Origin of the sequence: Corynebacterium pelargi (assembly GCF_014635485.1) — a bacterium.
Classification (GTDB): domain Bacteria; phylum Actinomycetota; class Actinomycetes; order Mycobacteriales; family Mycobacteriaceae; genus Corynebacterium; species Corynebacterium pelargi.
The window spans coordinates 275,888-298,873 of the sequence record NZ_BMCX01000001.1 but is presented as its reverse complement, the minus strand read 5'-3'; the positions used below and the strand labels follow the sequence as shown (position 1 = coordinate 298,873).

The 22,986-nt window shown below is 57.8% G+C and carries 21 protein-coding genes; 11 read left to right on the top strand and 10 right to left on the bottom strand.

The features are described from left to right. The first annotated feature begins 366 nt into the window (after positions 1–366). The 4 genes from recA to IEU99_RS01345 all read left to right on the top strand — a co-directional run bounded on the left by recA (position 367) and on the right by IEU99_RS01345 (position 4,362). On the top strand, positions 367–1,476 hold the full coding sequence (gene recA / locus IEU99_RS01360; protein WP_128889680.1) for a recombinase RecA: 1,110 nt from the start codon (positions 367–369) through the stop codon (positions 1,474–1,476). Positions 1,477–1,481: 5 nt separating this feature from the next. Continuing rightward, positions 1,482–2,075 carry a regulatory protein RecX gene (locus tag IEU99_RS01355; RefSeq protein WP_128889681.1) on the top strand — a complete coding sequence of 198 codons (594 nt, stop codon included), beginning with the start codon at positions 1,482–1,484 and terminating at the stop codon, positions 2,073–2,075. Positions 2,076–2,119: 44 nt separating this feature from the next. Further along, complete coding sequence (gene miaB / locus IEU99_RS01350; RefSeq protein ID WP_188358268.1) at positions 2,120–3,661, top strand: tRNA (N6-isopentenyl adenosine(37)-C2)-methylthiotransferase MiaB; 1,542 nt, start codon at positions 2,120–2,122, stop codon at positions 3,659–3,661. Positions 3,662–3,726: 65 nt separating this feature from the next. Further along, entirely contained in the window at positions 3,727–4,362 is a 636-nt protein-coding gene (locus IEU99_RS01345) for an Rv2732c family membrane protein (RefSeq protein WP_128889682.1), read from the top strand. Here IEU99_RS01345 and IEU99_RS01340 read toward each other — a convergent pair. Together IEU99_RS01340 and IEU99_RS01335 are read right to left on the bottom strand one after the other, a co-directional pair. Next, on the bottom strand, positions 4,359–5,423 hold the full coding sequence (locus tag IEU99_RS01340) for a GNAT family N-acetyltransferase (protein WP_128889683.1): 1,065 nt from the start codon (positions 5,421–5,423) through the stop codon (positions 4,359–4,361). The genes IEU99_RS01345 and IEU99_RS01340 overlap by 4 nt on opposite strands. A 19-nt stretch (positions 5,424–5,442) precedes the next feature. Then, complete coding sequence (locus IEU99_RS01335; protein ID WP_128889684.1) at positions 5,443–6,795, bottom strand: DUF349 domain-containing protein; 1,353 nt, start codon at positions 6,793–6,795, stop codon at positions 5,443–5,445. Between the two features lie 170 nt (positions 6,796–6,965). Between IEU99_RS01335 and IEU99_RS01330 the strand changes: the two genes are divergently transcribed. Genes IEU99_RS01330 through dapF form a run of 3 tightly spaced genes read left to right on the top strand, consistent with a single transcriptional unit; the run spans position 6,966 to position 9,489 of the window. Next, a complete protein-coding gene (locus IEU99_RS01330) occupies positions 6,966–7,658 on the top strand; it encodes a hypothetical protein (RefSeq protein ID WP_128889685.1) in 693 nt (230 codons plus the stop codon). Between the two features lie 5 nt (positions 7,659–7,663). After that, positions 7,664–8,605, top strand: coding sequence for a tRNA (adenosine(37)-N6)-dimethylallyltransferase MiaA (gene miaA, locus IEU99_RS01325; protein ID WP_128889686.1), 942 nt, complete (start codon positions 7,664–7,666; stop codon positions 8,603–8,605). Then, positions 8,602–9,489, top strand: a complete 888-nt coding sequence (dapF, locus tag IEU99_RS01320; protein WP_128889687.1) for a diaminopimelate epimerase — start codon at positions 8,602–8,604, stop codon at positions 9,487–9,489. Before miaA ends, dapF begins: the two co-directional genes overlap by 4 nt. Positions 9,490–9,504: 15 nt before the next feature. Here dapF and IEU99_RS01315 read toward each other — a convergent pair whose 3' ends face one another. Next, entirely contained in the window at positions 9,505–10,023 is a 519-nt protein-coding gene (locus IEU99_RS01315; RefSeq protein WP_128889688.1) for a hypothetical protein, read from the bottom strand. A 153-nt stretch (positions 10,024–10,176) separates the two neighbouring features. Further along, a complete protein-coding gene (locus IEU99_RS01310; RefSeq protein WP_128889689.1) occupies positions 10,177–10,929 on the bottom strand; it encodes a hypothetical protein in 753 nt (250 codons plus the stop codon). Positions 10,930–11,077: 148 nt separating this feature from the next. On the opposite strand from IEU99_RS01310, the gene hflX reads away from it, so the two are divergent. Continuing rightward, positions 11,078–12,598 (top strand): GTPase HflX, encoded by a 1,521-nt coding sequence (gene hflX / locus IEU99_RS01305; protein ID WP_128889690.1) that lies wholly within the window; start codon positions 11,078–11,080, stop codon positions 12,596–12,598. A 14-nt stretch (positions 12,599–12,612) separates the two neighbouring features. Further along, positions 12,613–13,899, top strand: coding sequence for a uracil-xanthine permease family protein (locus IEU99_RS01300; protein ID WP_128889691.1), 1,287 nt, complete (start codon positions 12,613–12,615; stop codon positions 13,897–13,899). Between the two features lie 134 nt (positions 13,900–14,033). On the opposite strand, the gene IEU99_RS01295 is transcribed toward IEU99_RS01300, so the two are convergent. The 4 genes from IEU99_RS01295 to IEU99_RS01280 form a co-directional block, all read right to left on the bottom strand. Beyond that, entirely contained in the window at positions 14,034–14,300 is a 267-nt protein-coding gene (locus IEU99_RS01295; RefSeq protein ID WP_123934316.1) for an HPr family phosphocarrier protein, read from the bottom strand. A gap of 270 nt (positions 14,301–14,570) precedes the next feature. Further along, the gene (locus tag IEU99_RS01290) at positions 14,571–16,613 is read right to left on the bottom strand and encodes a PTS fructose transporter subunit IIABC (protein ID WP_128889692.1); all 2,043 of its coding nucleotides are present in this window, start codon (positions 16,611–16,613) and stop codon (positions 14,571–14,573) included. A gap of 2 nt (positions 16,614–16,615) precedes the next feature. Next, the gene (gene pfkB, locus IEU99_RS01285) at positions 16,616–17,611 is read right to left on the bottom strand and encodes a 1-phosphofructokinase (protein WP_128889693.1); all 996 of its coding nucleotides are present in this window, start codon (positions 17,609–17,611) and stop codon (positions 16,616–16,618) included. Beyond that, complete coding sequence (locus IEU99_RS01280) at positions 17,608–18,408, bottom strand: DeoR/GlpR family DNA-binding transcription regulator (RefSeq protein ID WP_128889694.1); 801 nt, start codon at positions 18,406–18,408, stop codon at positions 17,608–17,610. The genes pfkB and IEU99_RS01280 overlap by 4 nt, the downstream gene beginning before the upstream one ends. 242 nt (positions 18,409–18,650) lie before the next feature. Between IEU99_RS01280 and ptsP the strand changes: the two genes are divergently transcribed. Continuing rightward, entirely contained in the window at positions 18,651–20,348 is a 1,698-nt protein-coding gene (gene ptsP / locus IEU99_RS01275) for a phosphoenolpyruvate--protein phosphotransferase (protein ID WP_128889695.1), read from the top strand. 71 nt (positions 20,349–20,419) lie between these two features. Here ptsP and sugR read toward each other — a convergent pair whose 3' ends face one another. Beyond that, positions 20,420–21,202, bottom strand: a complete 783-nt coding sequence (gene sugR, locus IEU99_RS01270; RefSeq protein ID WP_128889696.1) for a transcriptional regulator SugR — start codon at positions 21,200–21,202, stop codon at positions 20,420–20,422. A gap of 333 nt (positions 21,203–21,535) precedes the next feature. Beyond that, positions 21,536–22,231 (bottom strand): transcriptional repressor LexA, encoded by a 696-nt coding sequence (gene lexA / locus IEU99_RS01265; RefSeq protein WP_128889697.1) that lies wholly within the window; start codon positions 22,229–22,231, stop codon positions 21,536–21,538. Between the two features lie 331 nt (positions 22,232–22,562). On the opposite strand from lexA, the gene IEU99_RS01260 reads away from it, so the two are divergent. Beyond that, complete coding sequence (locus IEU99_RS01260) at positions 22,563–22,979, top strand: hypothetical protein (RefSeq protein WP_128889698.1); 417 nt, start codon at positions 22,563–22,565, stop codon at positions 22,977–22,979. The last annotated feature ends 7 nt before the right edge of the window (positions 22,980–22,986 follow it).

The following is a 22,986-nucleotide window of genomic DNA, read 5'->3' as shown; positions in this document are numbered from 1 at the left end:
GATCAGAATCAGGATTCTTATGCCAGCTCCGGGGCGCCTTTTCGGTGCTTTGCTGCTTGCTTTTCTAGCGCATTCGAACATTCGGGTGTGGGAGATTTCCAAACTTCGAACACAGTTGCTAAAGTAGCGGTTGGAAAAGCTGAGTGATCTGGGGTTGTTGGATACAGTCCTTCTCGACACCTTAAAAGGAGCGTGCAGTGGTATCCGCGGCACATTTTCCTTCTAAGAGGGAACGCCAAGCGCAGAAACTACGTCTAATGCTTGTAGAGGCACAACGTCTCTGCGTCTGAAGTCTCTGCGTCTTTGGATCCACAGCAACGGCACGAAAAAATTCACAAAGCAACAACAGCTTCAAGGAGCACAACAATGGCAGCGAAAAAGACCACCAAAGCAAAGTCGAACGACGCAAATAGCCGCCAAAAGGCACTCGATTCGGCACTCGCCATGATCGAGAAGGACTTTGGTAAAGGTGCTGTGATGCGCCTTGGCGACGATAACCGTCCTCCAATTAAGGCCATCTCTTCTGGCAATACCGCCATTGACGTAGCACTCGGCATCGGAGGATTCCCGCGCGGCAGGATTGTAGAGGTCTATGGTCCGGAATCTTCGGGTAAAACCACCGTCGCCTTGCACGCTATTGCCTCCGCCCAGCGCGATGGCGGTATCGCAGCCTTTATCGATGCTGAGCACGCACTCGATCCTGAGTACGCCAGGAAACTCGGCGTCGATACCGACGCCCTCTTGGTCTCGCAGCCAGACACTGGTGAACAAGCACTCGAAATCGCCGATATGTTGGTTCGTTCCGGCGCAATCGACATCATCGTGATCGACTCGGTGGCAGCGCTGACTCCGAAGGCTGAAATCGAAGGCGAAATGGGCGATAGCCACGTAGGCCTCCAGGCTCGTTTGATGAGCCAGGCGCTGCGCAAGATGACAGGCGCTCTCTACAACTCTGGCACCACCGCAATCTTTATTAACCAGTTGCGCGAAAAGATCGGCGTGATGTTCGGCTCTCCGGAAACCACCACCGGTGGTAAGGCGCTGAAGTTCTACGCATCTGTGCGCTGTGATGTGCGCCGTATCCAGACCTTGAAGGATGGTCAGGATGCCATTGGTAACCGCACGCGCTTGAAGGTGGTGAAGAATAAAGTCTCGCCGCCGTTTAAGATCGCCGAATTCGACATCATGTATGGCGAGGGTATTTCTCGCGAGTCCTCGATTATCGACATGGCCGTTGATAACGGCATCGTGAAGAAATCTGGCTCTTGGTTTACCTACGAGGGTGATCAGCTCGGTCAGGGCAAAGAAAAGGTACGCCTGAATCTGAAGGAAAATCAGGCCCTAGCCAATGAGATCGAGACGAAGATTCTGAAAAAGCTCGGCATCGGCGAATTTGCCAACCAAGAAGATGAGCTCAGTGATGAACCCATCGATATGGTTCCGAATGTCGACTTCGATGATGAGGACGAAGCCTAAGGTCAATGGCTACTTTCGAGGAGCGCATGGCCACCGTCCAGGCCGCATTCGAAGCCTATGAGCGCAATGGTAGCGACCTCTTCGACGTGCCCCGCGAAGAACACAAAGCGAAGGTGCGTCACCGCGCGCTGCTCTTGCTGGATCAGCGCGCACGCTCACGCCACGAACTGCGGGAACGGCTACTCGCACTGGACTTTGAGGCCGCGTTAGTCGATGAGGTGCTCGAAGATCTCGGCCAAAGCAACCTCCTCGACGATGCCGCCTTTGCCAAAGAATGGGTACGCCAGCGGCATGAACGCCGCGGAAAAACTCGACGGGTACTCAACCGAGAGCTGATTAGCAAAGGCGTGCCCGAGCATCTTCGCTATGAAGCACTCGAGCAAATCGATCAGGAAAGTGAAGAGGCGCTCGCGTGGCGCCTGGCGCAGAAGAAAGCACGCAGCATCAAGGCTGCCCCCACCTCCAGAGCGGAATACGACAAATACCTCCGCAGGATCCTTGGGGTGCTGGCGCGGCGAGGCTTTCAGGAATCCGCCGCCTTTGGCACGGCAAAACAGTGCCTTGAGCAAAGAATTGAGCAGCTACGCGAGCAGGGATAGTGTCGTTTAGGGCTTCTTTGACAAGCTGACTACAATGGCCACACGTGTCAGAGCCCAATAGCATTTCACTAGCCCAATCACCCGAGAACGAGCAGCCGCGCACCTACGAGGTGCGCACCTTCGGCTGCCAGATGAATGTTCACGATTCCGAACGTCTCTCCGGTCTATTAGAAGATGCGGGCTATGTGCAATCAGAAGGGGAGCAGGCCGCCGATTTGGTGGTGCTGAACACCTGCGCTGTTCGTGAGAACGCCGACATGCGCCTCTATGGCACGCTGGGGCATCTGCGAGCAGCAAAAGAAGAACACCCCGGAATGCAAATTGCGGTAGGTGGTTGCCTTGCCCAAAAGGACAAGAACACCGTTGTGGAAAAAGCCCCCTGGGTCGACGTCGTGTTCGGCACGCACAATATCGGCTCCCTGCCGGTGCTCCTAGAACGTGCGCGCCACAACCGCAAAGCACAGGTGGAAATTGTTGATGCACTTGAACAATTCCCATCGACTTTGCCCGCCAAGCGAGAATCTGCCTACGCCGGCTGGGTCTCGGTATCGGTGGGCTGCAATAACACCTGCACCTTCTGTATCGTGCCTTCGCTGCGCGGTAAAGAAGTAGATCGACGCCCCGGGGATATCCTTGCCGAGGTTCAAGCCTTGGTGGATCAAGGCGTATCCGAAGTCACGCTGCTGGGCCAAAACGTCAATGCCTATGGTGTGAACTTCGTTGACCCAGACATGGAGCGCGATCGCTCGGCATTTTCTAAACTCCTGCGCGCTTGCGGGCAAATCGAAGGCTTAGAACGGGTGCGGTTTACCAGCCCGCACCCCGCGGAATTTACCTCCGACGTCATCGACGCAATGGCAGAGACGCCTAATGTGTGCCCCAACTTGCACATGCCGCTGCAATCGGGATCCGACAAGGTACTCAAAGAGATGCGCCGGTCGTATCGCTCCAAGAAGTTCCTGGGCATCTTAGACGAGGTTCGCTCGAAACTACCGCACGCAGCGATCACCACCGATATCATCGTCGGCTTCCCAGGAGAAACTGAGGAAGATTTCCAAGCAACTCTCGATGTTGTGGAGCGGGCCCGTTTCAGCTCGGCATTTACCTTCCAGTACTCACCGCGTCCTGGAACTCCCGCTGCTGAGTATGAGCAGCAGATCCCCAAAGAAGTAGTCCAGGAACGCTATGAGCGCCTGCTTGCTTTGCAGGAACGTATCAGCCTGGAGGAAAACCAAAAGCTGCTTGGTAGCGAAGTCGAGTTGCTGGTTCAAGCTGATGGCGGAAGGAAGAACAACCGGACCCATCGCGTGAGCGGGCGTGCCCGCGACGGCCGCTTGGTGCACTTTAGCCCCAGTGGAGACACTGACGGTGAGATCCGCCCGGGTGACGTTGTGACCGTGGAAATCACCGATGCGAAACCCCACTTCCTCATCGCCGATGGGGGAGTGCTCAGCCACCGCCGCACCAAAGCCGGTGATATGAGCGCTGCCGGCAAGGTGCCCACTACGGCCCCGGTTGGCGTTGGGCTCGGTATGCCAAAAATCGGTGCGGGCAAAGCGCTAAAGTCTCAGGGGTGTGGCTGTTAGGTTTCAGCCCCTCGGATCACTTCCATCAATTCGCATTTGGGCACCAACTAAAAAGGTAGGAAAGCATGGATTACGCAGCAGCGGAAAAGCAAGCGGCAAAACGCATTGATTTGCGGCACTACCGCTGGTTCATGCTTGCAGCGCTCATCGCTTTTGCGCTTGGCCTCGTGCTGTCTCACTCGGGAGACGTTCGCGGCTTTGATGTGCTGTTGAACAATGACAAAGCCCAACAGGGCGAAGTCCGCATCGCCGAGACGATCTTCGTTATTTTCGGCACCCTAGCTGCGGTGGTGCTCAATGCAATAGTGCTGATTACCCGCAGGACTGCGGTGGCGAATATTCAGTACCTCATCGGTGGCATCGCCCTGCTGTTTTCGCTGTTCGCGCTTTGGATGCGTTTACAAAGCAAGGAAGTTGACGGCGCTAGCGGTATCGGTATTGGCCTGATGCTTGAGGTGGCGGCCATCATTGTGTTGATTTACGCCATGAGTTGCGTGATTTTCGCCCGTAGTGAGGAGCAGCGCAATGCCGCAGCCTTGAGAGCCGAGCACAATGAACTCGACTTCGTGGGCCTTGCGCAGCAAGAGTCCATGCGTTCTCGTGGCTTTGATTCAGCCCAGTCTAATCCTTTGCTTGTCGACGACCGCCGCAAGCGTGCAGCCGAGAAGCATCAACGAAGCGCCGAGGATCCGAACTCTTAAAGCACCTGCCCTTCAAGGGCGGTCCAGGTGGTGTGGGCACGAAAGCCCAAACGCTCATTGATGGCGAGCATGCGGGAATTATCAACAGCGATTTCGCTGCACACGCGTCGCACTTCCGGCATGTGTTGGCGAAGTGCCTCAAACAGCAGTTGCTTGATAGCCATACCAAGCCCCTGACCGCGGGCGTGCTCTTGCAGCACGGTGATGCCCTGCCATGCAATGCTGAGATCGCCGGTGCAGTAGCGAACAACCTCGCTATAGCCGATGACCTCATTACCTTGAAGTAACACCACCCCGAGGCTTTGATTGCCGCGATCGCGCAATTCCTGGCCAATGGTGGCGATGCGCGTGTCATCCCAAGGCCCTGGTTGGGTGCTTAAACCACCGTGGGGTACGTCCGTGTCGGCGATGCTGAGGATGCTGGCAACACCTGGGATTAAGTGCTCGGGGAATTGGAAATCTTGGATGAATTCGGCTCGAAGCCCCGAATCAAGCGGCAGAGGTTGTGGCACTGCCGAAACCTCGATCCAGCCGTGTGTTTCTTGCAGTTTTGCTTGGAAGCCTTTGGCATGCAGCGTGCGAGAAAGCCATGCCATGGTTTTGTGCTCATCTTCGCGGGCCAGCCAGGTGTGCAGCACGCTTCTTCCCGAACGTTTGGCGTGCGAGGCAGCGGCGTCGAAAAGCTCAAGCATGATCGACTGAACTTCTTCATCCGGTTCCTCATCGGGCAAGGGCTGCAATTCTGCATTCAGAATGATCTGGAAGTCCAGCGTGTCAGCATCGGCGCGCAGGGGCTCGGAGATCTGCACAAACCCCAAGGCAAAGCCTGGTGGGTCGAGCAAGTCCTGCGTTTGCGTCTCTGCCTCGCTGAGCAGATAGATGGTGGTAGCCGTTTCGCTTGAGCCTCGAAGTGTTTGGGCCACGGCCTCAGCGGTGGTGGAAAGCGCGGGATCACCGGTGAGGTCTTGGCTGAGCAGATTGGCGGCAAACACAAAAGACCGGAGCGCATCACCTACGTCGGTGTGCGGCTCCGGTGCAGTAAGGCGAAAGAGCGTGGGCATAGCTCTTCATGCTAGTGGATTAGCGGTCAGCTACTGCCTGCTCGGCTGCATCCGCCCATTCCTGCCACTGCTTTGCCTGTTCACGCAACTGCGTGGCCTTCTTCGCTTTGCCCTTGGCCTCTGCTTGTTGTGCCTGCTCTTCAAATTCTGCGACCTTGGCACGGAATTGTGCCGCACGCGCCTGAGCCTCGGGGTCTGTGCGACGCCACTGCTGGTCCTCAGCGCCGGCGACATCGCGTTCGATCTTAGCGATCTTGTCTTCGAATTCACGAATGCGAGCACGGGGGACAAAGCCGATGGATTCCCACTTTTCCTGCAGCTCGCGAAGCTTTTCTTTGGCGCCTTCAAGATCAAGCGCCGGATTGATCTGCGGGCCATAGATATCCAGCAGCTCGTCTTTGGCCTTGGCATTATCTTCAAACTCGCGGTCGCGTTCAGCCTGCACGGCGTTGCGGGCGCTAAAGAAGGTATCCTGCGCAGCCTTAAACGCTGCCCACAGCTTGTCATCGACCTCGCGGGGCGCACGACCGGCCTTGCGCCACTGATCCATCAGATCGCGGAACGCTCGGGCGGTTTCATTCCAATCGGTCGAATCCTTGATGGCCTCGGCCTGTTCAACTAAGGCCTCCTTGGTGCGCTTGGCGGCTGCGCGACCACGGTCCAATTCCGCAAAGTGCGTACCACGGCGACGGTTGAAGGCATCACGAGCACGCGAGTAGCGCTTCCACAACTGATCATCAGTTTTGCGGTCAATGCCGCGGATGCCCTTCCATTCCTCCAGAATCGCGCGGATGCGATCGCCGGCGGCCTTCCACTCGGTGGAATGTTCGGCAATCTCCTCGGCCTCTGCAGCGAGTGCTTCCTTCTTGGCAATCGCAGCTTCTCGACGCTTCGCCTTTTCCACCTTGGCCTGCTCGCCTGCATCATCGGCGTGATCAATGATGGACGCGAGTTGCGCATCCAGGGCATCAATATCACCGATCACGGCCGCGGAATCGAGGCCATCACGAAGCTCTTGGGCAAGCTGCTTGGTGTGTGCAGCATCGGAGGGATGGGTGTGCAGGCGCGTTTCCAGCAGCGCGATTTCGGTTGCCAGATCCTCATAGCGCTGCGCGTAGTGGCGCAGACCTTCTTCTGGGGTGCCTGCCTGCCAGGAGGCGATTTGCCGCTCCTGATCACCGCGGCGCAAGAACACATTTCCCTGATCATCCACGCGTCCAAAGCGAAGTGGATCATCTCCATGTTGTTGAGCAAAAACACCAGGTGTGGGCGTGTGATGGCTCTTAGCGTGCTGACCGGGCACAGGTCCTGGTTTCGGGCCTGGGTGCGCTCCCGGGCGCGGACCTGGTTTGGGTGTGTTGGACGTTGTCATGATCCTGCTTCCTGTTGCGTATGAACGTGCCACGCGGCGCGGCTGCCAACGGTGTAGAACCTGCACGCAGGTCCCACACCAGCGCTCCAGCATCACTAAGCCGTGCACTGGATCCCATACTCAATTTACCTGCTCGCGCACATTCATGTTCACTGCTTAGGATGGTTTGCGTGATCAATTCTGAAAGTGCTGCATCCGGTGGCGATCTCGTGGTGGTTTCGGGCAGCCCCGCCCAGATTCCGGCCCTGGCACCCAACCACGCGCCTTCTACTGCGCTTGCGCACCACGCGATCGAAGCACTTGCAGATGCCCTTCGGCGCCAGCCGCGAGGCATTGCCGTGGTTTCACAACGTTCACAGCGCTGGTACACCGCCCACAAGGGAAGTTTCCGCGCCTGGGGCGCACCCGACGTCGTGGTAGCCAAAGGCCATCACCTCGGCGATCTTGTTGCCATGTACCTGCTGGAGCAAGCTGTTCTTGCCGCCAAGATCCCGCCCGCAGCGGTGGATATAGAGAAGGTGGAATTCCTCGATCACATTCCCCAACCTTCGGGTGGGCTCACCGTGGTTGTTGCTGATGGCTCCGCAGGGCTTACACCCAAAGCTCCCTTATCGCTTTTACAGAGCGCAGCCCCTACTCAAGATTGGTGTGAAGCCCTGCTCGGGGCGCAAATGCCAGCGCCGATGACGCAGCAGGACCTGACTCAAGGAGGGGTGATCGAAGCAGATATGTGGTTAGAGCTGTATCGCTTTGGCACAAGTCCTGCTGGCGCTGGACTCAAGCGCAGCCTCATCCACCGTGACCATAGCCTCGGGGTAGGCCGCTGTGTAGCCTTGTGGAGTCAAGAAAGAAAGGCCTCCTAGCACCCGTGCAGCAACACCTTCACCACGAGCACCACCAACCTCAGGATCGCCCCACCCCAATCGCGGTGATAGGGCCGACCGCCTCTGGTAAATCTGCCCTTGGGATTGCGCTGGCAAAGCACCTCGACGGCGAAATCGTCAACGTCGATTCCATGCAGCTTTATCGAGGAATGGATATCGGCACCGCCAAACTCAGCCTGGAGGAACGTGAAGGCATAGCCCACCACCAGCTCGATGTGTGGAATATCGATCAGCAGGCATCAGTTGCGCGCTATCAGCAAGACGCGATTCAAGATGTAGAGGCAATCCAACAGCGCGGCAAGGTGCCCATCCTGGTCGGCGGTTCCATGCTGTATGTGCAATCGCTTATCGACGATTGGCGCTTCCCACCAACCGATCCCGCCGTTCGTGCCAAATACGAGGCTCGTTTGCAGCAAGTAGGCATCGCCCAACTGCACCGCGAACTAGCCGCACTTGACCCCCAAGCCGCCAGCATCATCGAGGATCAAGATCCCCGCCGCACAGTGCGAGCCCTGGAAGTAATCGAACTCACCGGCCAACCATTCCAAGCAAGCCAACCACCAAAAGACGCCCCCGCCCGATGGGGCACCACTCTCATTGGCCTGGCCACCACAGCAGCATGGCTGAATCCGCGCATTGAACAGCGAACGGCCATGATGTTTGAACGCGGTTTCGTCGAAGAAGTAGAAGAACTACTAGAACTGGGGCTCAGGGCCGATTCCACCGCAGGGCGAGCCATCGGCTATGCCCAAATCCTGGCTGCGAAATCAGGCGAGCTTGCCTGGTCGGAGGTGCAAAACCGCACCGTGACAGGCACAAGGAAATATGTGCGCCGCCAACGTTCATGGTTTAGAAAAGACCCGCGCGTGCAATGGATCGACGCCAGCGGCGATACCCTCGATCAGGCACTAGAATTACTCCAATGACGCATTCATCACTACCCGAAACATTGCCCTTCGCTAAAGGCCACGGCACGCAAAATGACTTCGTTATTCTCGATGATCCCGACGCGAGCCTGCCTTTAAGCGCAGCGAGCGTGGCCGCGCTTTGCGATCGCCGAGCAGGCATCGGAGGAGATGGCCTACTCCGCGTCGCCCGAGCCGGCGCTTTGCTTCGCGCAGGCGTGATCGATCACCTAGATGAAGGCATCGAAGAGTCCACCATGTTCATGGACTACTACAACGCCGATGGCTCTACCGCAGAGATGTGTGGCAATGGCACCCGAGTCTTCGCCCACTGGGTAGCACTCCAAGGCTATGAACAATCAAAAGAATTTAGCGTCGGCACCCGCGCCGGGGCCAAGCAGGTCGTGGTGCACGAATACAGCGAAACCAGCGCCGATGTCTCAGTCGAGATGGGTTTTGCTGAGGTCACAGGGCTTTCTACCTGCACCGTCGGTTCCCAGCACTTTGCCGGATTAGGCATCGACGTTGGCAATCCCCACCTAGCGTGCGTGATTCCCGGCCTCGATGCTCAGACCTTGGCCGATCTTGAGCTAAGCCAACCGACGATCGATCCCGAGTTCTTTCCGCATGGCGTGAACCTCGAAATTTTGACCCCACTCGATCAGGGCCGAACCCATATGCGCGTGTTTGAGCGCGGCGTTGGGGAAACGCGAAGCTGCGGCACGGGCACCGTTGCTGCCGCCCGAAGTGCGCTTGCCGACGCAGGCGCAGTCGATGGCGAAGTCACTGTCGTTGTCCCTGGGGGAGAGGTGCATGTGGTGCTAGAAGGTCAGCGCTCCGTTTTACGAGGCCCCTCAGCCTTGGTGGCCACCGGCACCATTCAAACGGCGAGCTTAGAAAGCTAGGAATGCAACCTCGCCTTAGGGCGAGAGCTTCCTTGCGGTATGCCGCGCCTGATTCCAGGAGTGTTGCAGCTCCGCAGCCCTGCGATCAGTGGCGACCAGCAGGCGTTCGAGATGCGCGACGGAAACATTGCCTTCGAGCCGCGCCTGCACGCGTGCACAGAAACGCTCGGCCGTCTTGCGTGTTTCATGGAAATGCTGGATCTCCGGCACGGTGCTTGATTCATCTGCCAAGGCAGGGCGGAGCAGCGTGCGATCGGCAACGGCCTCGGCGTCTTCGCTATTGCCGAAGCGCTCGTATTCAGAGATCACGCGTTGGATATCTTCAAGAGACAACGCCAGCGAGGCGCGCACCGACTGGATTTCTTGGGAATCGGGTCGGAATTTCAGCCCTGCAACGCTCACGCCAACCAAAATCGCCGCAAGCAGCAAGCCCTGGGTTTGCAGTACCAGCACCAGGCCCACGCAGATAGGCAGAAGTGCCCAGAGCAGCCATCGTTGCTGCTTGGGTTCTTCAGGAAGATACTGATCAGGCATAGTGTGCTGTGCGGTCGACGGTGTGTGGTTCTATATGGGCTTCAACGGCTCGTCAGCAAAGATTGTTCCTGCTGCATGCGCGTGTTTGCTCAGAGCATAAACATTATTCAGAAAGTGCCGCAGAATTGCTAATTATCTCAGCCTTTGATCTTTCTAGTGGCCGCCGCAGCCGCATCCGCCGGATCCGCAGCCACCGCCGCCGCAGCCTCCTGCTGCTGGGGCTGCCACAGCGCCAGTCATCACAGCGCGTCCGGCAATCACGCTGCCGCGTTCCGGTACGGGTTGATCGGCGGGCATGCACACATCGAAGGGGAATCCACCGTCGACGGTGACGTGGATGAATTCCTCGCCGCTGAGCTCATTGCGGCGCAGCCCAGCGCTGAGCACGCGGGCACTAAAGCGAGCAGCAGCATCGGGGGTGCGGGAGCCGTCGCCGGCCATGATCACTTCGGCGCCCTCGCTGCGGAACGTTCCAAGCATTTCGCCTTCGGCTGCTTCAAATGCCTCAGGCGAGCTAAAGGTCTGTACCTCGTGGGCCAGGGCGGTGACTCCGAGCTCTTGCCAACGCTGCTCCGGCTCGTCGATAAGCAAGGGGCCTTGAGCCAGGTTCAGGGTGAGCAGGGCGATTTCTTGGTCGTTGTAATCAACGATCTGGCACAGTGCGAGCACGTCGTCGATCATCGAGATATGGGCAAAGCACTTGGTAATTGATTCAAAGCCCGCGAAGGTGGCAAAAGGCTCCACGGCCAGGATATTGATCTGTGCCCCGGAAGGATCGGAGTATTGGATGAGCTGCCCACCTCGTACTTCGCCGGTGACGGTGAGGTTATCGGTGGCGATGGCGGCTTCCACCGCGTCTTGCCACTTGGCGTAGTTCATACCGATGCTTCGCAGGTCTGTGCTCATAGCCATCGAGTTTAGCCCCGAGTGTTGCCGTTAAAAAACTTGCCTGGTATGCCCAACGCGAGGCCTTTCCCGCTGCGTTCGTTAGCAGCGAACACCACCTGTCGTGCCTAGCCAAATAGCTAGGTGCATGCAACAATGAGCATTAATAATGACGAATCATACTTCTGAATCAGTCGAGCGCTTACTCGACCAAGCATTTGCCGATCACCGCCCAACCTCAAAGCCGGAAGATCCCGGCCGCGATGAATCCGGATTATTAACTAGCGAATCCCACACGCCTACGGTGGGTGAACTCGACCTTGAGGCGCGTTCGAGCCTTCGCCGCCTCAGTAGAGGATCCAGCATTCATGCCACCGATCAAGATGATGGCTATGACGTGGAGTACCGAAAGCTCCGCCTCGAACGCGTCATCTTGGTGGGTGTGTGGACCCATGGCACCACCGCCGAGATTGAAGCCACGATGGAAGAACTTGCGGCCTTGGCTGAAACCGCAGGCTCCGAGGTGGCTGAGATGCTTTACCAAAAGCGAGACAAACCCGATCCCGGTACGTATATCGGCTCAGGCAAGGTGGCCGAGTTGCGTGACATTGTTGCGGACACAGGCGTCGATACCGTGATCTGCGATGGTGAGCTCAGCCCGGGTCAGATGATCGCCTTGGAAAAGGCCTTAGACGTCAAGGTGATCGACCGCACCATGCTGATTTTGGATATCTTCGCCCAGCATGCGAAGTCCAAAGAAGGTAAGGCGCAAGTCGCGCTCGCCCAAATGGAGTACCTCATTACCCGAGTGCGTGGTTGGGGTGGTGCGCTATCGCGCCAGGCCGGTGGCCGTGCCGGATCCAATGGTGGCGTGGGTCTGCGTGGCCCAGGTGAAACCAAAATTGAGGCCGACCGCCGTCGCTTGCGTTCCGATATGGCGAAGCTGCGCAAAGAGATTCAGGGCATGAAAACCGCCCGCGAAATCAAGCGTTCCCAGCGCCGCGGCTCCACCATTCCCCAAATCGCCATCGCCGGCTACACCAACGCCGGAAAGTCGTCGCTGATCAACGCCATGACCGGTGCCGGCGTCCTAGTCGAGGACGCGCTGTTTGCCACCCTGGATCCAACCACGCGCAGGGCAAAGCTTGCCGACGGCCGCGCCGTCGTCTTTACCGACACCGTGGGCTTCGTCCGCCACCTACCGACCCAATTAGTGGAAGCATTCCGCTCCACCCTGGAAGAAGTAGTAGAAGCAGACCTTGTGCTGCATGTGGTTGATGGATCGGATCCATTCCCCTTGAAGCAGATCGAGGCCGTCAATGGGGTCGTGGCAGACATTATTCGCGAGCTCGACGTTCCGGCGCCGCCGGAAATCGTTGTGGTGAACAAGATCGATCAGGCAGATCCCTTGGTCTTGGCGGAGTTGCGCCATGTGCTAGACGATGTTGTATTCGTCTCTGCGAAAACGGGTGAAGGCATCGCAGAACTCGAAGCGCGGGTCGAGCTCTTCCTCAATAGTCTCGATGCGCACGTCGAGCTGTTAGTTCCCTTTACCAGAGGCGATGTGGTTTCCAGGGTGCACACCTACGGCACGGTGTTAAGCGAGGATTACTCCGAACACGGCACTGTGATCGATGTTCGTTTACCCCAGTCCCTTGCCGCAGAGTTGCAGGAATTCCACAACACCTAGAACAATATTGCCCCGTGAGTAGCTCTTCATGGGGTTGGACCCTGCACGGTGATGGAAAAACAATCGCTCTAGGCGCAGTTGTCGCGCCGGAAGAGCGATTGAGCTGGTCTCGAACGATCGGCATTGGTATGCAACACGTGATTGCAATGTTCGGTGCCACGTTGCTGGTGCCAACGCTGACCGGCTTCCCGGTCAATACCACGTTGTTGTTCTCCGGCATTAGCACCATGGTGTTTTTGCTCATCACCCGCAATAGGCTGCCATCCTATTTGGGTTCCTCCTTTGGCTTTATCGCTCCACTTATGGCCACCCAGGGTGAGGGCATCGCAGTGCAGCTCGGCGGCGTTGTCGCCGCTGGTCTGACGCTGATCGCCGTGGGTTTCTTGGTAAAAAAGGCCGGCAAACGGGTCTTGGATATGGTCATGCCGCCGGCGGTCACCGGCGCAATCGTGGCCCTTATCGGTTTGAATTTGGCTCCCTCAGCCGTGGGGAATTTCGAAGCCCAGCCCTTGGTCGCAGGTGTTACCATGATCGCCATTTTGGTGATCACGGTTGCTGCTCGCGGCATGTTGGCTCGCCTGGGCATCTTGGTCGGTGTGGTGATCGGCTGGGTATTCGCCGCAATCACCGGCAATCTCTCTGAGGGCGCAAGCGAGGCCATCGCCGCTGCTCCCTGGGTGGGTTTGCCGCAGTTCCACACCCCAGAATTCACCGCCCCGGCCATTTTGATCACCTTGCCTGTGGTGATTGTGCTCATCGCTGAGAATGTGGGCCACGTGAAAGCCGTGAGTGAGATGACCGGACGCGACCTTGATGATCTCGCCGGTGATGCACTCATCGCCGATGGTTTAGGCACCACCTTGGCAGGTAGTTTTGGTGGCTCCGGTACCACGACCTACGCCGAGAATATTGGCGTTATGGCTGCCACGAAGGTGTATTCCACCGCCGCTTATTGGGTGGCGGCAAGCACCGCGGTGATCTTGGCCTTCATTCCCAAGTTCGGCGCCTTGATCTTCACTATTCCTCAAGGTGTGCTCGGCGGTGCGGCGATGGTGCTCTATGGCCTGATCGGCATGCTGGGTATCCGCATTTGGCAGGACAATCGCGTGAACTTTAATAACCCGGTGAACCTCACCGCTGCTGCGGTGGCGCTCATTGCGGGCATTGGCAACCTCACCTTGCACATTGGCAGCATTGAGCTCGAAGGCATCGCCTGGGGCTCGGTCGGCATCATCGTGGGCTACCCCTTGCTCAAATGGCTCTACGTCACGCTAGGAGAAGGCAAAAACGCGCGCTGGTAGGTGCGCAAAAAAGAAAGCGCCCCCGCTTCGAACTAGCAAACCCAATTGTTGGGAGCTAGATCCAAAGCGGGGGCGTTGTTGGCTTTCAAGTGGCTACTGGCTAGGCAGCGGCCACGTGAGCGCCTGCGCCTGATCTATTCGGCGTCGAGGTCCTTTTCGATCAAGGCAGCAATCTTCTCAACTGCCTCGGCGTTATCGGAGGTCACGGTGACCTTATCGCCCTTTTCAGCGCCGAGCGCCATGATCATCAACGAGGAGGCAGCATCAGTTTCATCGTCGTCGCCTCCCTCGATGGACAGGAAAATCTCGTCATCATATTCGCCGGCAGCTTCAGCGATGATGGAAGCGGGACGAGCGTGCAGGCCGACAGCAGAGCCGACAACAACAGTCTTAGAGGCCATTGCGGTTTCCTTTCGTTGCGTGGTGTTGCGCTAAGGGGTTGTGAGCAAGTCACCACTACCGTTTGAGTTGAGAAATGCTTCCTGAACGTTCGGCTCGGGCGGGTATTCGGGCGAAACCTCACCCGTCCAAGCCTTCCGATCAAAAATCTATGTCCGATTCTAGGGTGTGATCCGAACTTTCGCCACGATTGGGACGCCGGATCAGTCACATTTTCGTATTGCTTGAGTCACGTTGAATGTTCCTGCTCTTTTGCAATACGAATCTTCGGCCTAGGCAGCCTGCGCGCGAGCAGAAGCCTCGAGGGCTTTATTCGGCCAGAACTGCTTTGCAGCCACCACCAGCACCGCCGATGTGATGGTGCCAGCCACGAGTGCCAGCAGGAATCCCCAGAGCGGGTGGATAGCAAAGAGCACGAAGATGCCACCGTGTGGTGCTCGGGAGGTGGTGCCGGTAGCCATAGAGATGGCGCCTGTGACAGCACCGCCGACCATCATCGAAGGGATCACGCGGAAGGGATCGGCTGCAGCGAAGGGGATGGCGCCTTCCGAGACGAAGGACAAACCAAGCAACCAGGCCGACTTGCCATTTTCTTGTTCCGCCGGGGTGAAAAGGTGCTTGCGCATCAGGGTGGCGAGCGACAAAGCGATTGGTGGCACCATGCCTGCGGCCATCACAGCGGCCATGATCTTCATGCTGGAATCATCACCGGTGGAAAGACCTGCGGTGGCAAAGAGGTAGGCCGCCTTATTCACCGGTCCGCCGAGGTCAAAGCACATCATCAACCCAAGGATGATGCCCAGCAACACAGCGGAGGAACCGGACATGGAACCCAACCAATCTTGCAGTCCGGTCATCACACCTGCCAAGGGGCGACCAAGCAGCAAGAACATAGCAAGACCCACGACGAGGGACGTCAGCAGCGGGATGATCACCACGGGCATCAGCGACGCCACCACTCGGGGCACTGCCCGTTGACCCAGCCACATGGCCACGACACCTGCCAGCAGGCCAGTGACCAAACCGCCGATGAATCCGGCACCGATCATCACAGAGACTGCGCCACCGACGAAACCGGGAGCAATACCTGGCCTACCGGCTAGCGCGTAGGCGATATAGCCAGATAGCGCCGCGACGATAAAGCCCATGGCCATCTGGCCGGTAGCAAAGAGCACGGCTCCCAAATACAGCGCGAGCCCGGCGCGATCGAAGCGCATGAGTTCGCCGTCAACCATGACCTCGTGGCCAGGGAGGTTGCCAAGGGAGTAGTCGGTTGCGAGCACCTTCCATCCGCCGGCCATGTCGTAGCCGCCGATGAGGAAGCCCAAGGCGAGCAAGAGGCCGCCGGCTGCGACGAAGGGCACCATGTAGGACACGCCGGTCATGACTGCCTGTTGCACTTTCTTTGCGGTGCTTAGGCCTTGTTCGGCACCTGCGTCAGAGCTGCTGGCTTTGGTGGATGCCTGTACTCGGCGAGCCTGTGGGTTCGAAGCGGCAGCGATGGCCTCTTCAATCATCTGCTTGGGTTCATTGATGGCCCGCTTCACGCCGGATTCAACAACCGGCAGGTTGGCAAAGCGCTCTCGATCTTTCACTCCCACGTCGGTGGCGAAGATGACGGCATCGGCTGCTTCGATCACCTCGGGGGCAAAGGGAGTTACAGAGGAAGATCCTTGGGTTTCTACGTGCAGCTCGACATTGTCCATGCCGTCTGCTGCTTGGCTCAGTGCGTCGGCTGCCATGTAGGTGTGTGCAATGCCGGTGGGGCATGCGGTGATTGCCAGGATCTTGGTGCGTGCAGTGCCGCTTTCAGCGTCGTTGCTCGGTGCAGCGGCTGCTGTGGCTTTGGGTTGGGCATTGCCATTGCCAAGCACTTCGTCGATGCGGCTGACAATCGCTGCTGGATCTTCGGCGTCTCGCAGCGCGGCGAGGAACTCTTTGCGCACCAAGGCCCGGGCGAGTTTGGATAAAAGCTTAAGGTGCTCTTTTCCTCCACCGGCCGGTGCTGCGATGAGGAAGACCAAGTCTGCGGCACCGTCTGGGCCGCCAAAGTCCACCGGTTGATCGAGGCGCGCGAAGCCGAGTGTTGGTGTGCTGACGGCTTCTGAGCGGCAGTGCGGAATTGCGACGCCGCCCGGCACGCCTGTGGGAGATTTGGCTTCTCGTGCTTTTGCATCTTCAGCCAGTGTGGAGGCACTGCTTGCGCGTCCGGCTTCGTGCAGGAGAAGGGCTAGGTGTTCGATGACCTCTTCGGGGGAGTTGCCCATGGGCTGGTCGAGGCGAACCAGTTCTGGGGTAATTACGTGCTGTTGCATGATCAGCTACGTCCTTCTTCGATGGGGGTGTCGCCCTGCAGCAGGCGGACACTGGTGTGTGCCACGTCGAGCTGTTCAGGCGTTGGGATGGAAGTTCCAGGTAGTGCCGTGGCCGCGGAACCATAGGCGACGGCGGTGCGCAGTGCTGTGGCGGTGTCTTCGCCCGCGTTGAGCGCTAGGAGATATCCGGCGAGGGTGCAATCGCCTGCACCGACGGTGGAAACGACGGTGACTGGGGGAGGCGTGGCTACCCAGGTCTGGTCTTTGCTCACGAGTACCGCGCCAGCCGCGCCGAGGGTGACAAGCACTTGTTCGAGCCCGCGTTGAATCAGTTGCTGGGCGGCTTCCACAACGCCGCTGACATCGCCGGCTTCGGCTGCGGCTTCTAGGGCTTCGCCATCACGTTGGGTGAGTTGCCCGAGCTCAAAGGCATTGGGTTTGAGCATGGTTGGCGCCGCCTTTTCCAGGTTTTTGCCAACATTTTGCAGGGGTGCATCCGAGGTATCGACGGCGATTTTGATTGCCGGGAATGCTGTTTTGAGCTTTTCGACGAGCACCGTGTACCAATCTTCGGGCGCTCCCGGTGGCAGAGAGCCTGCTAGTACTACCCAGTCGGCATCGCTTGCTGTCCGGAGTAAGGCTTGCTCGATTGCTTCTAAATCGGAAGCTTCAAGGCGCGGGCCTTTGCCATTGAGTTTGGTGGTGGTGCCATCTGGTTCTGTGACCGCGGTATTGACGCGGACAGCCCCATTGAGTGGCACGAAGGAAAAGGGAATGCCTGTTTCTTTGAGCAGATGCGTAAAAGGATCATCGGCTGCAGCAGGAAACAGCGCCAGCGTCGGGGCATCGGCGCGGTGCACTGCTAAGGCGACGTTAATGCCTTTTCCGCCCGCGGCATTGTGGGTGCCATCTACCCGGTGGACCACGCCGCGTCGAAAAGCTCCTCCAAGCGACAAAGTGGTATCGATGCTGGGGTTGGGGGTAAGCGTCAAAATCATGGAATCACAACCTGGGTATTGGCGTCGCGGAGGCAACGCAGTGGTGATGCTGGCAGGGGACGTTCTGTAATCACGGTGCCTACTTCTTCGAATGAGGCGAATGGGACTTCGCTGGTGCAGTGGGCTTTGAAGGACTCGCTTAAGATCACTGCGTGGCGAGCGCGCAACAACATCTCGCGCTTGACCTCGGCAATGGCCTCGGAACTTGTGGCGAACCCTCTATCGCTCTCAACCGCATTGGTGCCAAGAAACGCAACATCGGCGCGTAGACGCTGTAAGGCACGAATGGCGGTGTGACCAGTCAGTGCCTTTCCATGCCCACGAAGAGTGCCGCCGAGGACCGAAACATCTGGGATATTCGCGGCGCACATAATCTTGGCCACGGCAGGGGAGTTAGTCACCACGTGCCAACGCTGGCCTAAATAGTGGCGAGCGAGCACCGTGGCAAAGGCTTCGGTGGTAGCGCCTGCGTCGATAAAGATTTCCGCCTGAGGTTTTGGCACAAATTGCAGCGCCTGAAGCCCGATGGCTTGGCGATGCCGCATATGCGTGGCCTCAGTGTGCACGCCCGCGGGGTGTTGCTGGGATGGCGTAGTGATGTGCTGCTCCACGGCAACTGCACCCCCGTGCACCCTTCGAATGGCTCCTTGGTGCTCTAAGGCTTTTAAGTCGCGGCGGATTGTTTCAGTTGTCACTGCGAACTCTGTGGCGAGTTGAGCCACACTGGTGTGTCCTCGCTGCGCCGTCTGTTCAGCGATAGCCCGTTGCCTGCGGGCAACTTCTTCTACTGTGGCCATCTTCACCTCGCCTTGAAGCCTCGGTACTTTGCTCTTCCAAAACGCCCGATTATGAGGGGTTTTAGATTTGCTTTCTTGTGGCTTTCTCTCGCTTATCCCGGAAAATGTTGGTTTCTTCCCACATTGTATGCCCGTTTGTGTCCGAAAGGCAACATTTGCCTGTCTGATTAGTTGCGGGATTGTTGTTTTTGTGGTGATGTATATGCAAACACCCTACGTTTTGTGAGGATAGGTGACCCACATTGGAAAATGTGAGCAATGACACGGTAATCAAGGGTACGGCCGTCGTATCCGGCGTTCGTTACGCAAAAGCCGTATGGATTAGCCCCCGCCCGGAACTTCCCCAGGCCGGCGCGGTAATCGAAGAATCTCAACGCGAAGCAGAACTCGAGCGCTTCAACGAAGCTGCAGACGCAGTATCCGAGCGCCTGCGCGAGCGCTCCACCAAGGCAGAGGGCGCCGCATCCGAGGTGCTCAAAGCCACCGCAGGCATGGTCAACGACCGAGGCTGGCGCAAAGCTGTGCACAAAGGCATCAAGGGCGGACACCCTGCCGATTACGCCGTCGTGGCAGCAACCACCAAGTTTGTCACCATGTTCGAAGCCGCCGGTGGCGTGATGGCGGAACGCACCACAGACCTTCGTGATATCCGCGATCGCGTGATCGCAGAACTCCGCGGTGAGCAAGAACCCGGCCTGCCAGAAGTCGACGAACAGGTCGTGCTCTTTGCCGATGACCTCTCACCGGCAGATACCGCAGCACTGAATACCGACTACTTCGTTGGCCTGGTCACCGAGCTTGGCGGCCCTACCAGCCACACGGCCATCATCGCCCGCCAGCTCAACGTGCCCTGCATCGTGGCCGTGGGCGAAAAGGTGCACAAGATCGAGGCCGGAGAGCCGGTCATGGTCGATGGTGCGCTCGGTACCGTCACCCTTGGCGCTGATCCGGAAACCGCTCGCGCTGCCGAACAGGAATCCAAGATGCTTGCCGAGCGCATCGCACAGTGGCGCGGACCTGCACAAACCAAGGACGGCCACAAAGTGCAGTTGCTGGCCAACGTCCAAGACGGCAAAGCAGCTCGCATCGCCGCTACCCAAAGCCAAGCAGAAGGCATCGGCCTTTTCCGCACCGAGCTTTGCTTCCTCACCGCCACCGAAGAGCCCAGCGTTGCTGAGCAGGCTGAGGTGTATAAGAAGGTGCTAGAGCAATTCCCCGAATCCAAGGTCGTTGTTCGTTCCCTCGATGCTGGCTCCGATAAGCCGGTGCCCTTTGCTTCCATGGCAGACGAGATGAACCCGGCTCTTGGTGTTCGCGGTTTGCGCGTCGCCCGTGCCAATGAGGCACTGCTGACCCGCCAGCTTGACGCTGTGGCAAAGGCAGTAGAAGAGCTCGGTCGTGCCGACAACGCTCCGACTTGGGTTATGGCACCCATGGTGGCCACCGCCCGCGAAGCGAAGTGGTTTGCAGGTCTATGTGCTGAGCGTGGCCTGACCGCAGGCGCCATGATTGAGGTTCCCGCTGCATCGCTGATGGCCGATAAGCTCATGCCTCACCTGGACTTCGTGTCCATCGGCACCAATGACCTCACCCAGTACACCATGGCTGCCGATCGTATGTCGCCGCAGCTTGCGTACCTCACCGACCCATGGCAGCCAGCGGTGCTCCGCCTGATCGACCACACCTGCAAGGAAGGTCGCAAATACGACACGGCAGTGGGCGTATGTGGCGAAGCAGCAGCCGATCCGCTGCTCGCATGTGTGCTCACCGGCCTGGGCGTGAATTCGCTTTCCTGTGCTTCCACCGCGATTGCCGGCGTGGGTGCACAGCTTGCAGCAGTAGACCTTGAAACCTGCCAACGTGCCGCAGCAGCAGCACTGGATGCAGAAGGTGCAACGGAAGCTCGCGCAGCAGTGCGCGATGTGATTCAGCCTGCCTAAGCGCTACTGAGCCAGCAACAGCAACCGCCCGCCAGATCGAATCTGGCGGGCGGTTGTGTTTCGTTGCCTATTTAAGCGTTTGCGATGACGACTTCCACGTCGCGTTCACGCAGTGCCTTGATAAAGGATTCAGGAGCATTGGCATCGGTGATGATCACATCAATATCGTCAATGGAACCGAAGCTCACCAAGTAATCGGTGCCCATCTTGGTGGAGTCGCACAGGACTACAACCTTGTGGGCGTTGGTGATCATTGCCGACTTAATCGCGGCTTCCTGGGAATCCGCAGTAGAAAGACCATGATCCAAGGTCAAGGCGTTGGTGCCGATGAAGGCTACATCAGCGCGCATCAGTGCCAGGGCTCGGAGCGCGGTATCGCCCACAACTGCCTGCGTAATAGCGCGAACACTGCCGCCGAGTAACTGAATTTCATCCAAACCGGAGTTGGCCAAGGTCAGCGCGATGGACAAGCTATTGGTCACAATCGACCAGTGTTTTGCAGCAGGCTGCACGCAGATCAGCTCGGCAAGCGCAGCGGTAGTGGTGCCGGCGTCTAAGAACATGCCGCCCTGCATATCCGGCAGGTAGCGAAGTGCCGCATGGGCGATGCTGTTTTTGGCTCCAGAGGCAGAACGCGCACGCGTATCGAGGCTAAATTCCGTTGTTTGGAAAGTTTGGTTGGCTACCGCCCCTCCGTGCACGCGATGTACAACGCCTTCTCGGTCGAGTACCGCGAGATCGCGACGAATCGTTTCTGCGGTGACCTCAAAACGGGATGCCAATTCGGTGACGTTCACTCGCCCTTCGACCGCAGTCAAGGATGCGATTTGGCGGCGACGTTCCTCCGAGTACATTGTTGTCCTTTCAAGCAAAACCAAAAGCGTGCGCCGTGGGTTAGGCGTGCTTTCAGGGTTGTGTTGTGCACCTATTACTCACATTGTTTCATTAGAAACCCCAAAAAAGCACAGAGATCGGAAACGAAAACTTCAAGAACGGACATGAAAACGTGCAACGTGGGCAGGTAGTTTCAGCTCAGGGGTGGTTTCGTGTCTGATTGTGTGATTAAGCATGTGTGACGATAAGTACGCCAAACACCCCCGGTAGAGGGTGGGTAAAAGGTACGCATTCTAGCGCTTACCAGGATGTAACCGGGGGTGTTGTAGGACAACTTCAGGGCTGTTGCCCGCTTAAACGCGCCGCAAAACCGTTACTACTTTGCCCATCAGTTCCGCGTCATCGGCAGGGATCGGATCATAGTCTTCATTGCACGGCATCAGGGAATAGCTGCCACTTGCGTCCCGGTGCCACTCCTTCACGGTTGCCGAGCCATCAATCATTGCAGCCACATAGTCACCCAAATTGGCTTCCTTTTGGGAGCGAACAACCACCAGATCGCCGTGGAAAATACCGGCATCTTTCATTGAGTCACCATTGACGGTGAGCATGAATAACTCGCCCTGACCAACCAGCTCTTCGGGCAATGCGTAATAGCCCGCCAGGTTCTCCTCGGCGGTAATAGGGGAGCCGGCAGCGATCTGGCCCAACAGGGGAATCATTGCATTCGCGGATACGTCCACCGGGTGATCCGAAGACAGTTCCTGTTGTTGCTGCTGCATCATTGGGCTGGTGGTGCGCTTACCGCTGGTGGGATTTCGCACCTCAACCGCACGCGGCTTGTTGGCATCGCGCCTTAAAAAGCCCTTTTCCTCCAGGCAGCTTAATTGGTACGCCACCGAGGATGTGGACTTCAGGCCACAACGCTCGCCGATTTCGCGGATGGTGGGTGGAAAGCCGCGGTCGATAATCGCCGCTTCGATCACGTGAAGAATCTTTTGCTGGCGTTTGCTTAATTCTGCTTTGTTCTGCTTAGAGGTGGGGGTCATCCTGGCCTTCCTGGGGCGAGCGCTGCTGGGTTGTTCGAATGTTGTTGGAACTTTATCAAGCCTTGTGTTCTAACCCTAGCGTAGCCGCTGATATGTCGCTACACATGTTCGAACATTCACGTTTTTGAGTCTATTAACTGCGAACACTTGACTTCGAACATGTTCGAGTGCATACTTTCGAACAGATGATCTCTCGAACAGGTAGGCGAAAAGCTTGCGCCGGCGAGCGCTTCAATATCGGAGGTCGTTCGATAGACAAGTGTTCGAAGTGATGAGGGCGAAAAACCTTCAACGCCTCGACCGGATACAACCCAATAGAAGGAAAGTTCCAATGACTCTTACTGTTTCTCGCAACCACGGCAATCTTTCTGGCCACAACGATCACCTTGGATCCCGTGTGACCCAACCGGCCCAGGTGTGGGATATTCCTGCTGTTGATCCCAGGCGCGCCCGCAATAGCGCCGCGCACATCAGAACACTTACACCGGTGGCTCATGAGGGCGTGAGAGCGCAAATAGCAAGGACAGATAGTCTATACACAGCTTCTCCATCAATAGACGGTGGCAGCATCCAACGAGCTGGGCTGCAGCCATCGCGGGGTAAAGAAAGCGCCAAGAAATTCTTCATGGGCTCATTGCTCGGCGTGGTGATGGTGTTAAGTGTTCTAGGAGCAGCCCAAGGCGAAGAAGATACCGCACCAAAAGATGCCCAGCAGGTGGTTGCGTCCCTCAACGGAGATTCGCGCTAAATTAGGT

What these genes read in the sequence shown, in the direction of transcription:
- IEU99_RS01345 (WP_128889682.1), top strand. Translation starts at nt 3,727, where the DNA reads ATGGATTACGCAGCAGCGGAAAAGCAAGCGGCAAAACGCATTGATTTG.
- IEU99_RS01310 (WP_128889689.1), bottom strand. Translation starts at nt 10,929, where the DNA reads ATGAGCACAGACCTGCGAAGCATCGGTATGAACTACGCCAAGTGGCAA.
- IEU99_RS01280 (WP_128889694.1), bottom strand. Translation starts at nt 18,408, where the DNA reads ATGGCCACAGTAGAAGAAGTTGCCCGCAGGCAACGGGCTATCGCTGAA.
- IEU99_RS01335 (WP_128889684.1), bottom strand. Translation starts at nt 6,795, where the DNA reads ATGACAACGTCCAACACACCCAAACCAGGTCCGCGCCCGGGAGCGCAC.
- recA (WP_128889680.1), top strand. Translation starts at nt 367, where the DNA reads ATGGCAGCGAAAAAGACCACCAAAGCAAAGTCGAACGACGCAAATAGC.
- IEU99_RS01290 (WP_128889692.1), bottom strand. Translation starts at nt 16,613, where the DNA reads ATGCAACAGCACGTAATTACCCCAGAACTGGTTCGCCTCGACCAGCCC.
- IEU99_RS01260 (WP_128889698.1), top strand. Translation starts at nt 22,563, where the DNA reads ATGACTCTTACTGTTTCTCGCAACCACGGCAATCTTTCTGGCCACAAC.
- pfkB (WP_128889693.1), bottom strand. Translation starts at nt 17,611, where the DNA reads ATGATTTTGACGCTTACCCCCAACCCCAGCATCGATACCACTTTGTCG.
- IEU99_RS01295 (WP_123934316.1), bottom strand. Translation starts at nt 14,300, where the DNA reads ATGGCCTCTAAGACTGTTGTTGTCGGCTCTGCTGTCGGCCTGCACGCT.
- hflX (WP_128889690.1), top strand. Translation starts at nt 11,078, where the DNA reads ATGACGAATCATACTTCTGAATCAGTCGAGCGCTTACTCGACCAAGCA.
- dapF (WP_128889687.1), top strand. Translation starts at nt 8,602, where the DNA reads ATGACGCATTCATCACTACCCGAAACATTGCCCTTCGCTAAAGGCCAC.
- lexA (WP_128889697.1), bottom strand. Translation starts at nt 22,231, where the DNA reads ATGACCCCCACCTCTAAGCAGAACAAAGCAGAATTAAGCAAACGCCAG.
- sugR (WP_128889696.1), bottom strand. Translation starts at nt 21,202, where the DNA reads ATGTACTCGGAGGAACGTCGCCGCCAAATCGCATCCTTGACTGCGGTC.
- IEU99_RS01355 (WP_128889681.1), top strand. Translation starts at nt 1,482, where the DNA reads ATGGCTACTTTCGAGGAGCGCATGGCCACCGTCCAGGCCGCATTCGAA.
- IEU99_RS01340 (WP_128889683.1), bottom strand. Translation starts at nt 5,423, where the DNA reads ATGCCCACGCTCTTTCGCCTTACTGCACCGGAGCCGCACACCGACGTA.
- IEU99_RS01315 (WP_128889688.1), bottom strand. Translation starts at nt 10,023, where the DNA reads ATGCCTGATCAGTATCTTCCTGAAGAACCCAAGCAGCAACGATGGCTG.